The organism is Chlamydia buteonis, assembly GCF_900634605.1.
Taxonomy (GTDB): Bacteria; Chlamydiota; Chlamydiia; order Chlamydiales; family Chlamydiaceae; genus Chlamydia; species Chlamydia buteonis.
Window position 1 is genome coordinate 702,012 of sequence record NZ_CAAAFM010000001.1, and the last position, 12,799, is coordinate 714,810.

Here is a 12,799-nt window from a genome sequence, read left to right on the forward strand (position 1 = left end):
TTTTTCTATTCTTTTGTTTCTCTGTATATTGTAGGAGTTTACGGAGAAGATAACTTCTTTTTTCTTGGAGTGATTTTGAGTTTACCTACGCTGCGTTCTGAGCAGGTGATAATCTCGATATCAAAGTTTTCATGATGGATTTTCATACCTTTTTGTGGAACAGCACCGACTTTATGAAAAACGTGTCCTCCTAGTGTGTCGTAGCTATTTTCATGGTGAATCTTTAGATTAAAGTATTCTTCAGCATCAGAGATGTTCATACGCCCATCAACGATCCAAGAGTTCCCAACTTTTTTATAGGGAGTATCTTCTTGAACATCATATTCATCGGCAATTTCTCCGAAAATTTCTTCAACGATATCTTCCATGCTGACGATTCCCTCAGTAACGCCGTATTCGTTTACTATGATTGCTAGGTGGCGATGTTTTTGACGAAATTCTTGGAGTAATGAGGCAACCTTTTTAATTTCAGGGGCATATATGGGAGGTTTAGCAACTGAAGAAACTGGTAGTGAAGAGTCTACAGATTTAGGATAGATTGCTAGTAGATCTTTGACTAGGAGTACTCCGGTGATATTATCAATGTTTTTCTTGTATAGAGGAATGCGGCTATAACCTTCTTCTATGATTGCAGGAAAAGCGTTACGAATCGGGGTGTCCTCTTGAATGGCGAAGATATCTACCTTGGGGATCATAATTTCTCGAACAATCAACTTATCAAATGACGATACGGCTTCAGAGAGTTGATTTTCCATTTCTGAGTTACACGTTTTAGGATGATCCTCGCCGTGGTGAATATAACGTTGGAAGGGTAGAAAAAACGCCTGAAGTAACGAGGAGATAAAACACAGGGCTGAGCTAGTCCCCTTGTGAAGTTTTATACAATAGGGAAGACAGCCGTAAGCTAAGGGTGCAGCAAGTATATACGTTGCCCAAAAAACCAAAGATAGACTTTTGGTTTTCCATGTGTGTTGGGAGTAGATGGCAACGCCCAGAATTCCATAAAAACTGAGTAATACGGAAGCCAGAAGAGCAGGGGTATTAGACTGACCGGGCTCTCGCTGAAGTTTGTCATCGTTTTCTTGTGTTCTGATAGATTTTTGAGACAGTGCCGTGGAGAATAAAAGAAAGAGGATAGCGATTGCTAGTAGGGAATGAAGCATTTTAATCTGATAAAAGCGCGTGTTTTTCTCTCAACATACATAGCGCTTGATTTTCTTTACCTCTCATTTTTTTTCTTTCCTCGGGAGTTTGATCATCATATCCGAGCATATGTAAGAGAGAATGGACAACATAGCGAGAAATTTCTTCGTATAGAAGGCCTGAATCTTCAGCACGGTCTTGTAAAAAACGTATTGCTGCTTTAGGACTAATGAAAGCTTCGCCAAGAATGTGAGGGCGAGAAGTACTTTGCGGGGGATCTATAGGTAATGTGATAGTATCCGTTAATGAAGGATCTGAAAATACCTCATCGTGAAGCTTGGCTAAAGCTTCGTCATCTAAAAAGTAAACATATACTTGATCTGTGGAAACTTTCCAGTATTGCAAGCAGCAAAGAACCAAATTTTTTACTGATTGTATCCGAATAGGAACATCACATTGCTTGTTAGAAACACAAACTTGTAAAGAAACCTTTTTCAAGATGACAACGCAAACTTTTTATTTTATTACAGGAGTCTTAGGAAGCCCGGTAGCTTTTTTTGCTGTGGCATCATTCCAACGGCCTAACTTACGCAAAAGATCTATCCGTTCAAAACGCTTGAGAACATTTCTTTTAGTTTCTCCTTTAATGGATTTACCGTAACTACGATGTCGTGACATAACTGGTACTCTAGTAATTAACTAATTTGCGGAATAAAAACGCTTTCACTGTTTAACGCATTTTTGTGTGCTTTATAAGCGATTCTTGGAGCAGGTTGTGGATGAGCAATAGCATAAACAGGTTTGCGTTTTTTTGGACTCATTGCTCTTCGACGAGCTTGTTTACTCATGCGTGTCATAAGATAACTCGATATTTAACTTTTTAATTCTCCGAAGTGTTTGAGAAGAAGGTCGGAGATTTATAATTAAGAAAAAGAATAATCAAAGAAGCGTTTTTTTTCAATAGAATGACCCATTTATCCCTGGGGATTCTGACTTAAAGCTTCGGCAATAGGGGAGCAAGAGGTATTAGATCCTGAAGTCAGCACGCCACAGGAGATAATATATTTGAAAGCGTCCTCAATTTTCATATCCAAAAAAGTGATATCAGATTTTTTAAAAAGGGTTAGAAAACCGGAAGTGGGGTTAGGTGTCGTAGGGATGAACACGGTGATCATAGGGTCGTTGGGATCATCGGAGCAAATATTAGGCGCGTCCCCCGCAACTAGGCCGATGCAGCGTGTTTCTGCGTTAGGGAAGGGGACCATAACAACTTGTTTAAAGGATCCAGATTGAGATCCAAAGATAGTTGTCATTACTTGTTGAGCAGCTTTATAAACAGTTTTTATGATAGGGATTTTGTGAAGGATTTTATCATAGATCGAGAGTAGGGATTTAAAGATCATCAAGCGGGCAAGAAATCCTAAAAGGACGGTAGCGAAGAATAATCCGAATAGCAAGATGATTTGTAAAACGAATTTAAGCAGAGCTTTATGTTTGGAATAAAAACTAATACGTTCGAAAAATCCTGAAACAAGACCAACGAATGGTTGAGTAAGGAAATTCATGATCATCCCGACAATAGCAAGAGTGATTGCTAAGGGGAGAAGAATAACCAAGCCTGTAATAAAGTGTTTTTTCATAAATCGCTATTGTTGTGTTAGGGAATTGTTAGTCTTAGTTGAATCTAACATACGAGCAGAGTTTACGATATGACTCCTTAGTATTTTATTAGATTTTTGCTGTAATTTCAGTAACTAGAGTATTTATACTCCTTATTTTTAATTTTTTTAACAATTTGCATCGCTTTTTCTAAAAAGATTTTTTACTTTTTATGTTTAATAGGAACCTCCAAGGAAGATCGCGGTATTCTTGAGCATAGTCTATGCCTATACGTGGTTTTTGGGTAATTGTTCCTGAAAATTTCTTTTTGCTAATGTGAATCTGGGGAGAGGAAAGGGAATGAGTGTTGTATTCCAGGGCAAGGTTGAGAGCTTGGCAGACTTTTCCTGGCCCATTAGTGAGGAGGTGTTTTGGTTTATTTTGCCATTGGCGTCTTAGCACCATGATATCTTCACCTTCGTGGGGAAGGATAGCGCGAATCAGTACGGCGTGGGGAAGATCTTGATGTCCGGTTACAACATTGAAAAGGGAATGCATGCCATAGCAGCGGTAAATATAAGCAATACCCCCACGGCTATACATAGGGCTGTTTCTTTTTGTTTTTCTATAGTTGTAAGCATGACAGGCTTTATCATCAGGCCCGCGATAAGCTTCAGTTTCTACGATAATTCCTGATGTTCTTTGTCCTTCTAGGTGAGTTATGAGAATATGACCTAGGAGTTCTTTTGCTAAATACAGAACATCATCGTTTAAGAAGAAGCTCTCTGGAAGCATTATTCTGTATTCCTTTTTTTTCTAGTTCTAGGTTTCTTGTCCTTAGTTTTTCTCTCTCTAGTTGGTTGTTTTTTTATTGTGTTTGGTGCTTTTGTTGCCAATGACCAAGTAATCGCTTGATTGAGCAGATTTACTTCAGAGAGTTTTACTTTTATGGGGGCTCCTGGACGCATTTTAGGAGGTAGATCATCGGGGGATGTTTTCTTTTTCAAAGAGAATTCTTTAGGTAATTGTGCGGATGGAATAAATCCTTCTTGGCAAAATTCCGGAACGGTAAATGAGAGACCTTCAGGATTTATTGTGATGATGTAACCTTGATAAATTGTGTCGGGTTGTTCTTTTAAGAACTTATATAAGAAACGGTTTTTTTTAAGGTTTTCAAAAGCAAATTCAGCTTTTGCGGCTATACGCTCTTGAGTAGAGCATGCTCTTACAATATGCTCTAGGCGTGTTTCTTCTATAGACATGGGGTGGAAAAGGAGCCTATGAACAATAAGATCGATATAGCGACGGATTGGGCTAGTGAAGTGGGTGTAGAAATCCAATTTAAGACCGTAGTGACCTTTATTTTCGGTTGAGTATGAGGCTGTTTTCATACTACGAACAAATTGTGAATGTAGAATTGATTCTAGAGGATGTCCTACAGAGCTCTCTTGTAATAGACATTGAAAATCAGGTTCTTGAGCTGGGGTCATGATAATATCAAAACCCATAGATTTTGCGACCTCTTGGAAAGAGAGCAAACTCTCATCACTAGGCGATTCATGAATTCTAAATGGAAGAGAAACGCCTTGGTGGGAAATATGATAAGCAACGACTTCATTAGCTTTGAGCATAAACTCTTCGATTAGTTTATGCGATAGCGTTTGTCGTGTTTCTATAAGAGTAACAGGTTCTTGCAGGTTATCTAGAGACATGGTGAATGAAGGAAGAACAAGACGTATGCACCCACGTTTTTCTCTGATATCAGAGAATTTTTCGCTTAGTTCTGCCATAGCGAGAAGAGTTTTTGATATGGGGTGGGGTTGTTTATTTTCTATAATCTCGTCCACTTCATCATAGGTCATGCGATATTTACTACGGATTACACTACGGAATATTTCGTAATCGGATAAATGACCGGATTTTGTAAACGTCATGAACACAGAAACGGCGAGTCTATCGACGTTAGGTTTTAAGCTGCAGAGATTATCCGAAAGTGCGGGGGGTAGCATAGGAATCACTTTCCCGGGAAAGTAGATAGAGTTACACCTTTTACTAGCTTCTTGATCTAGAGCGGAGTGAGGTGTTACGTAGTGGGAGACATCCGCAATATGGACGCCAAGGATGTAATTATCATTATTGTCATAGGTTAAGGATACGGCATCATCGAAGTCTTTTGCAGTTATTGAGTCAATAGTAAAGCATAAGAGATCGCGAAGATCTTTTCGTGATCGTAGTGCTTGGCTAATGTGTTTTTGTGAGAAATGGTTAGTTTCTTCGATAACAGCTTCTGGGAACTCTTCTTCAATCCCATATTCAGCTTTTATGCAGGGGAAATCGGACTTAGCGTTGGAGATATTCCCAATAAATTCTAGCATTTCCAACGGAGGTGGTTCTTTGGATTCAGGTTTTGCCTTCCATGCAGGAGTGCTTAGTAGTAAACGATCGCCAATTTTATAAGCACGTTTAGGAACAAGTTGTGCTTTTACGGGGATTTCTGGTCCCAAAGCATTAACACAGACGAACGCAGTTGAGGCGTCAATGAGCGAGGTTATTGTTCCTACAAGAACAGTTTTTCCTCTAGAGACGACTTGGTGAATTACTCCTTTTCTTTTTTCTCCTTCTTTAGAATTGGGAAAAAGAGAGACGACAACGTGATCTCCATCTAAGGCTCCTTTAAGATCCCTTGCGGGAATAAAAATATCAAAAGGATATTCCTCGGGGTGGTCGGGTGTAACAAACCCGAAACCTTTTTTCGCATGAACAAATAGAACACCGGAAATTAATGTTTGTTTCGAGTTTCTTCTAAAGCTTTGCGGTCGTTTTTTTCTGATTCTCTTCACCAACTCTGCTCCACCTCTGGTATTATGATTTTCATGGGTTCACCTAGCCTTTGTTGGATGTTTTTAATTTAAAGATATTTTTATGAATAGGATTAAAAAGGAAATTCCCTATCCCTCTTATAGAAATAGGGAATCAAAGATAAGATTTTCAGGGTATTAATCGTTAGGTTTATCTACGATTTCCACATCCGCTTCTTCAATGTTTTCGTTATTAGTACTTGAAGAAGAGTTTCCTGCTGGTGGTTTCGTACTGAAGCTATGTTTCTTCAGATCTTCTGTATTGATGTTAGGCCCACCTTGAGCATTTGCTGCAGCTGATGCGGATTGCGACTGCATCGCTTCCCCGATCTTTTGCATGTGACGACTAAGTTCTTCAGAAGCTTCTTTGATTTTTTCTGTAGGAGCATCTTCTTTAAGAGCCGTGCGTACTTTTTCTATACGCTCTTCGATTTCTTTTGTTAGAGATTCAGGTATCTTCTCTTTGTAATCGTTGATAGCCTTTTCAGCTCTGAAGATCATACTGTCAGCTTCGTTTCTTACATCAGAAGCTTCGCGGCGTTTTTTATCTTCTTCTTTATTTTTCTCAGCATCGTTGATCATTCTTTGGATTTCATCTTCTTTTAATCCAGAGCTTGCTTCGATACGAATTTTTTGCTCACGGCCACTAGCAGCATCTTTTGCAGATACGTGAAGAATTCCATTAGCATCGATGTCAAAGGTCACTTCGATTTGAGGATGTCCTCGAGGTGCTGGTGGGATATCTGTAAGATCAAATCTTCCAATTTCTTTGTTGTCTTTTGCCATAGGACGTTCCCCTTGTAAGACAACAATAGTCACTGCAGGTTGGTTATCAGCAGCTGTTGAGAAAATTTGTTTTTTCTGTGTAGGAATCGTAGTATTTCTCTCTACAAGGGGAGTCATAACACCTCCGAGAGTTTCGATACCTAAGGAAAGAGGAATTACGTCGAGTAGTAAAACATCTTTAACTTCACCGCCAAGCACACCACCTTGAATTGCAGCTCCAATAGCGACAACTTCATCAGGATTTACTCCTTTATTGGGTTCTTTACCGAAAATAGATTTTACAATTTCTTGAACTGCAGGCATCCTGGACATACCTCCAACGAGCAATACATCATCGATATCGTTTGCGGAAAGTTTAGCGTCTGCTAAAGCTTTTTGGCATGGAGCTTTTGTACGTTCAATAAGGCTAGAAGCGAGCTTTTCAAAGTGCGCACGTGTTAATGTTAATGTTAAGTGTTTAGGTCCGTTAGCATCCATAGTGATGAACGGTTGGTTAATTTCTGTGGAAGACATTCCAGAAAGTTCGATTTTCGCTTTTTCAGCAGCATCTTTAAGTCTTTGAAGAGCCATGTTGTCTTTGCTCAGATCGATGCCTTCTTGTTTTTGGAATTCTTCGATCATCCATTTAATGATAACTTCATCAAAGTCGTCTCCGCCTAAGTGGGTATCACCATTTGTAGAGAGCACTTCGAATACGCCATCGCCAATTTCTAAAATAGAGATATCAAAAGTTCCTCCTCCAAGATCGAAAACGGCGATTTTTTTATCACCAGCTTTATCGATCCCATAGGCAAGAGCTGCAGCTGTTGGTTCAGGAATGATACGTTTGACATCTAGGCCTGCGATACGACCGGCATCTTTTGTAGAAGCTCTTTGTGAGTCATTGAAGTAGGCTGGAACAGTAATCACAGCTTCTGTAACAGGCTCTCCTAGATATGCTTCTGCGGTCTCTTTCATTTTTATAAGCACTTGAGCACCGATTTCTTCGGGTGTGAACTGTTTCCCATCAATGGGGAAGACAACATCACCATTAGATCCTGAAGCTACTTGGTAGGGAACTGTTTTAATTTCTGATTCCACTTCAGAATATTTTCTTCCAATGAAACGTTTTGTAGAAGCTAGGGTTTTGGCAGGATTGGTAACCGCTTGTCTTTTTGCAGGAATTCCTACTAAGGTTTCGCTTCCTTTGAATGCCACGATAGATGGTGTTGTACGTGTTCCTTCTGAAGAGACGATGACTTTAGCTTGCCCGCCTTCCATTACGGATACGCAGGAGTTGGTGGTTCCTAAGTCTATCCCTATAATTTTACTAGATTTTTTTTGTTCGCTCATAATTCTTACCTAATTTCTAGGGGGTTTATTCGTTGTTATTTTCTATTTCTTCTTCTTTCCCTTGAGGTGCGGGTGTTTTAGCTACTTTGACTTTCGCAACGCGTATAGGGCGATCTCCGATTTTGTAGCCTTTAGAAAATTCTTCTAGGATGGTGCCCTCAGGGACTTTTGTAGTCTCTTCTGTTTCTACTGCTTCATGTAAAAATGGATTAAATTTTTGTCCTACAGAAGAGTATTCTACTATGCCTTTCTCTTCAAAGACCTGTTTAAATTGTTGTAAGATCATGTTAAATCCTAGTGCCCAATTTTTAACTTCGTCTGACATCTGTGAGGCAAATCCTAAAGCTTTTTCCATACTTTCGATAGGAACTAAAAAATCTATGAGAGCATTTTCTACAGCATATTGCATCATTTCTTGACGTTCTTTTTGCAAGCGTTTTCGGGCATTTTCTGATTCCGCAAGAACGATTAAGTATTTATCATTTTTTTCTTTTAGTTCAGCTTTTAGCGTTGCTATTTCTTTTTGGAGATCCTGAATCTCGTTATCGGGGGTAGGAACTGTTGGATTTTCTGCCTCATGTTCGTTAGAGGAATCTGTCATAACGTCTCCTTAGGGGGTAATAGTTTTATAGAAGAGTACCTTGCTAATAATGTAGGTTCTTTGGAGAGTTTAGGATCGGAAGGGCAAGGTCTTCTGAAGGATAATTTAAATTTATAAAAACTTTGAGTCAGGCTTTCTTTAACTTTATCTGCAAATATTGTGAGGGTTTTATAAATCTCCTTGTATGGAAGATTTATAGGCCCCAACACACCAAAAGCTCCTAATGGAGTGCGATTCATGTAGTAAGGAGTCGTGATAACAGCACAATGTGGATTAGGAGTACCAAAAATATCGGAAAGCTCGCTTCCTATAAATGCCGTGGGGCGGTCTCTGTGCATACCAATATCTAAAAGTTTGCACATATGGCGACGATTCTCGAAAAATGATAGCCCTAGAGCCAGCATATCGGGATCTTTGAAGGCGTCGTATTTCAGAAGTTTAGATAATCCTGTTTCGTATAAATCTTCTTCGCTGAAATTACAGTAACGTGTGAGGTAGCGAACTACGACTTCATTATATAGGGTCATCCCAAGATCTTCTTCTTTTTGTGAGAGATTCTCTGAGGGAGGTTGCTTACGCAGGTAGCTTTGAAGAAACGTTTCAATACGCTTTAAAGACGTGTGATTTGATGTTTCTGCTAACCAGAGGGTGTCTGTAAATATCTGACCGAATTCCGTAGATAGAATAACAACAACGCGTTGTTCGTCTACCAAAGAAAGTTGGATATTGGTTACAGAGTCGTTTTCAAATCTTGGAGAAGAGAAACATGTGGGTAGCTGTAAAGCTTCTCCTAAAAGTTCTGATGCCTTTTGTAAATCTTTAACAATGTTTTGACTTTCTTCAGGGAGTTGGTTTAACAGTTTTGTTGTGGTTTCTGGCAGATCGTCCTGAGTAAAATCAGCGCAATGGTCTACATAATAACGAAATGCTAAGTCTGTTGGAATTCTTCCTCCCGAGACGTGATTTTTCTTTAGAAAACCTTCAGCTTCTAATTCTGCGAAATAATTGCGTATAGTCGCGGTGCTCAAATTTGCACACTCGTATTCTTTCAGAGTTTTTGATCCGACGGGTTGACCTGTTTTTAAATACAGTTCTGTCGTTGTTAAGAGAATGTAAAGAATCTTAGATTCCCGTTTCGAGATCCACGACCTAGGCATGCCTGATTTCCAATATAAGTACTATGTTCGCTGGAGACCATTATAGAGAAATGGTTTCCTGAGGTCAAGGATATTTGGCACTCAACCCCGAAGAATGCTAACTTGTCTCTAGGGAATAGGGAGAAAACCACGAGGGCTTGGAAGATAACTCTTGCACCAATTGAAAAAATCTTTTGGTTCAACAGAAAACTTTTCTCTGGATCGAGATTCGATTTCTAACATCCCTGAGTTAAGGAAAGTTTTTCCGAGAATGAGTTTATATGGAATCCCAATAAGATCGCTATCTTTTAATTTAAACCCCAGTCTTTCATTGCGATCATCTAATAGGGGGGAGTAGCCGTGACACTGTAATTCTTTGTAGATTTTTTCAGCAGCTTCTTCGCAGGAGGAATCGCCTCCATTGTAGAGAATAGTGATGTCGAAAGGAGCGATAGCTTTAGGCCAGACGATACCCCGATCATCAGCAAGTTGTTCTATACATGCAGCTAAGGTTCTACCGATACCAATACCGTAAGTCCCCATCCAACAGGATTGTGGTTTGCCTTGCTCATCCTGAAAGACAACTTCAAAACACTCTGTATAGCGTGTGCCTAGGTTGAAAATATGGGCTACTTCTACTCCCTCAAAAATTTCATAGGGGGCATTGTTGTTTGCTGGGCAGAGATCTCCTGCTTCAGCAAGAAGAAAGTCTGCATATTCGGGGCGAGGGATATCACGATCCCAATTTACGTTTTTGTAATGTTTGTCTTTGACGTTTCCTGCGCAGATGAAGTTCGTCATGTATTGCGTTGTTTCATCAGCATAGAAGTCAATAGGACAGTTTAAAGGACCGATAAATCCCTTCTCTACTCCCAGATTTTTTTGTATTTCCTCATCTGAAGCTAGAGAACATTCATCCGCATTAAGTTTGGAACCTATTTTAGTCAGGTTGATTTGTCGATCTCCTCGGATTCCTATAGCTGCGAATTTATCCTTTTCTCCATAGGAGAGCTTAACTACGAGAGTTTTAATGATCCGGTGTGGAGGGACGGAGAAAAAGTCTTGGAGATTTTCTATTGTGCGTACATCAGGTGTGAATACTTCTTCTATAGGCAGATATTCTTTATCGTAAGTATATTGAGGAGGTTGTGCAACCGCTGCTTCGATATTGGCTCCGTAATGACCACTAACGCAAATTGTGTCTTCTCCTAAAGAGCTGAGAACATGAAATTCTTCAGACTTTCCTTTGCCGATTTTTCCTCCATCAGCCTCTACAATAACGTATTGGATTTCTAATCTATCGAAGATATTTTGGTAGGCTTGTCTGAGTTTAGCGTATTGTTCATTCATTTGTTCAGGGGAATCCGAGAATGTGTAACTATCCTCCATTAGGAATTCTTTAGCTCGCATTAAGCCGAATCTTGGTCGAATCTCATCTCGGAATTTCGTAGCAATTTGATACAGATGGATGGGTAATTGTTTTCTTCCTGATAACCATTGGGAAACAAACATAGAGACGATTTCTTCGTGGGTGGGTGCAAGACAAAATTCCTTATCTTCTCTATCTTTTAGGGTATAGAGAAGACCTTCTGAGCGGAATGCTTCCCAGCGTCCTGTTTTTTGCCAAAGTTCAGCAGGATGAAGGATAGGAAGAACCAGTTCTTGACCTCCAATAGCATTGAGTTCTTCACGAATAATATCCATCATTTTGAGGGCGACGCGCCAAAATAGTGGAGTGTAAGTGTAGATCCCTTTTGCTGTCTTGAAAATGTAACCAGCTTTTTCTAACAGCTCGTAAGATAAAACAGAGGCTTCTTTATTGGCATTTTTAGAAGTTTTGTAAAAAAGCTGGGAAGTTTTCATAGGGGCGGACAATCGCAGATTTTTGGTTTTTTAACCGGTAGACACCGAAGTGGGTATTATTTTCTTTACCGAAATACGTTGGTCTTTACGAACCGCCCAATCTTAACATAGCGCCTTTTCTTGATCAATTACTAGCGTTAACAGTAACACATTGACTTTAGTTAATATTATTTACACTTATCTTTTGTTTTAAAAAATAAATGAGCAATTATATATAAATATAATTAGTTAAAAATAAGATTTTTTATTTTTATTTGGTAATTCTATGGCGTCAGTAAGCGGAAATCCCGGTCAGAGTCCTAACCCTATCCCAGAAGATTTCAATAGTCGTTTGGATCAAGCAGATACCTCTAAAGATCAAGAGGAAGCAGGAAGTGGTGTTACTGAGACAGGGCTGAGTATCGAGGTTTTATCTACCGGTGAGTTGTCGAATATAGATGCTGCGATCTCTGGTATACAGACTGTTGCCAGTGCGGTCATTGCTGTGGGCGCTCCTTCGAGTTTATCTCCCACTTCACCAGAGGCTGCTGCTTTATCTGCAGAAGTAGTAAACAATTTTTATGAAGAGATCCTTGATAGAGAGGATTCTGATAAAATTGATGAAACTGTAGCAGATTTATTTGCTGGAGTTCAATACAGTAAAGCTTTAGTTGATGATTTCAAGAAAAGGGTCGAGGATTTTCAGAAAACGCAACTTAATGCAAACGAGGTGTTTAGACAATCTCAACTTAATGAAGGTCTTGATTTAGACGAGATGTATCTTGACATGCGTTGTGAACTAGCATCACTGAATGGTACAGTAAACGAGTTAGAGAGCTTATCTCATAGGTTATTAGCTTCTTTAGGAGACGTACACCATGGGTTGCTGGCTATGTCTTTAGAGGAATTTCGTAACACTTTTGGAAATCACAGTGATAGTGTGCGTTCGTATTTAGAGAAACTTGGATTGATCTATAGCAACGAGGGTTGGACAATTGATTCCTCTGGTGCTGTTCCTCAGTTAGCTTTAGCAATTCAGAATCAGCGTATTGCTTTAGAAAAACTGATTATTCCTACAGAAGAAGAGTTTATTCAAGCGGCGACAGAGGCGGGAGCTTCTTGCTTTCAGTCTATTATCAATAAGCTGAAAACGTTGTGGAACACATTAGTACAGATGTTTCAAACTCTTTATCAAGAACTACTCTTTTTCCTATTGTGGATTAGAAAAAAACTTCAAGGTAACCAGGAATCTCCTGAAGTGGCAGAGAATAAGAAAAATCCTCAATTTGAAAATCCTTTTGCGTCCACTTCAGGAACCGCTTTGTCTCGTGAAAATACTTCTTCTTTAAGAGCTTCGGTTTCTGGAAGGGGGGATTTATCGGATGAGGAGATGATCCGGCGTCCTGAAGACAATACCATGGATACACAAAATGTTAATAATCAAGATGAAAAGAATAACAGAATTTCTCTTGATGACTTTTAAAATTAAATAAATAAATAAG

At 39.4% G+C, this 12,799-nt stretch carries 12 protein-coding genes; 1 reads left to right on the forward strand and 11 read right to left on the reverse strand.

Features of this window, described 5'->3' with window-relative positions; translation table 11 throughout:
- Positions 1 to 38: 38 nt before the first annotated feature.
- The 11 genes from E1N70_RS03210 to E1N70_RS03260 all read right to left on the reverse strand — a co-directional run bounded on the left by E1N70_RS03210 (position 39) and on the right by E1N70_RS03260 (position 11,318).
- Positions 39 to 1,163, reverse strand: coding sequence for a hemolysin family protein (locus E1N70_RS03210; protein WP_131744101.1), 1,125 nt, complete (start codon positions 1,161 to 1,163; stop codon positions 39 to 41).
- Position 1,164: 1 nt separating this feature from the next.
- The gene (gene ybeY / locus E1N70_RS03215) at positions 1,165 to 1,641 is read right to left on the reverse strand and encodes an rRNA maturation RNase YbeY (protein WP_131744102.1); all 477 of its coding nucleotides are present in this window, start codon (positions 1,639 to 1,641) and stop codon (positions 1,165 to 1,167) included.
- Between the two features lie 18 nt (positions 1,642 to 1,659).
- Positions 1,660 to 1,821, reverse strand: coding sequence for a small basic protein (locus E1N70_RS03220; RefSeq protein ID WP_006342914.1), 162 nt, complete (start codon positions 1,819 to 1,821; stop codon positions 1,660 to 1,662).
- Between the two features lie 17 nt (positions 1,822 to 1,838).
- On the reverse strand, positions 1,839 to 2,000 hold the full coding sequence (locus E1N70_RS03225) for a hypothetical protein (RefSeq protein WP_131744103.1): 162 nt from the start codon (positions 1,998 to 2,000) through the stop codon (positions 1,839 to 1,841).
- A 117-nt stretch (positions 2,001 to 2,117) separates the two neighbouring features.
- Positions 2,118 to 2,783 (reverse strand): DUF502 domain-containing protein, encoded by a 666-nt coding sequence (locus E1N70_RS03230; protein ID WP_131744104.1) that lies wholly within the window; start codon positions 2,781 to 2,783, stop codon positions 2,118 to 2,120.
- 169 nt (positions 2,784 to 2,952) lie between these two features.
- Complete coding sequence (locus E1N70_RS03235; RefSeq protein ID WP_131744105.1) at positions 2,953 to 3,537, reverse strand: DNA-3-methyladenine glycosylase; 585 nt, start codon at positions 3,535 to 3,537, stop codon at positions 2,953 to 2,955.
- On the reverse strand, positions 3,537 to 5,582 hold the full coding sequence (locus tag E1N70_RS03240) for a ribonuclease R family protein (RefSeq protein ID WP_208638294.1): 2,046 nt from the start codon (positions 5,580 to 5,582) through the stop codon (positions 3,537 to 3,539). Before E1N70_RS03240 ends, E1N70_RS03235 begins: the two co-directional genes overlap by 1 nt.
- Positions 5,583 to 5,738: 156 nt before the next feature.
- The gene (gene dnaK, locus E1N70_RS03245; protein WP_131744107.1) at positions 5,739 to 7,718 is read right to left on the reverse strand and encodes a molecular chaperone DnaK; all 1,980 of its coding nucleotides are present in this window, start codon (positions 7,716 to 7,718) and stop codon (positions 5,739 to 5,741) included.
- Between the two features lie 25 nt (positions 7,719 to 7,743).
- The gene (locus E1N70_RS03250; protein WP_131744108.1) at positions 7,744 to 8,319 is read right to left on the reverse strand and encodes a nucleotide exchange factor GrpE; all 576 of its coding nucleotides are present in this window, start codon (positions 8,317 to 8,319) and stop codon (positions 7,744 to 7,746) included.
- Complete coding sequence (hrcA, locus tag E1N70_RS03255) at positions 8,316 to 9,476, reverse strand: heat-inducible transcriptional repressor HrcA (protein ID WP_131744109.1); 1,161 nt, start codon at positions 9,474 to 9,476, stop codon at positions 8,316 to 8,318. Before hrcA ends, E1N70_RS03250 begins: the two co-directional genes overlap by 4 nt.
- A 108-nt stretch (positions 9,477 to 9,584) precedes the next feature.
- Complete coding sequence (locus E1N70_RS03260) at positions 9,585 to 11,318, reverse strand: proline--tRNA ligase (RefSeq protein WP_131744110.1); 1,734 nt, start codon at positions 11,316 to 11,318, stop codon at positions 9,585 to 9,587.
- Positions 11,319 to 11,583: 265 nt separating this feature from the next.
- Here E1N70_RS03260 and E1N70_RS03265 point away from each other — a divergent pair, with 265 nt between their 5' ends.
- Positions 11,584 to 12,780, forward strand: coding sequence for a CT392 family protein (locus E1N70_RS03265; RefSeq protein WP_131744111.1), 1,197 nt, complete (start codon positions 11,584 to 11,586; stop codon positions 12,778 to 12,780).
- The last annotated feature ends 19 nt before the right edge of the window (positions 12,781 to 12,799 follow it).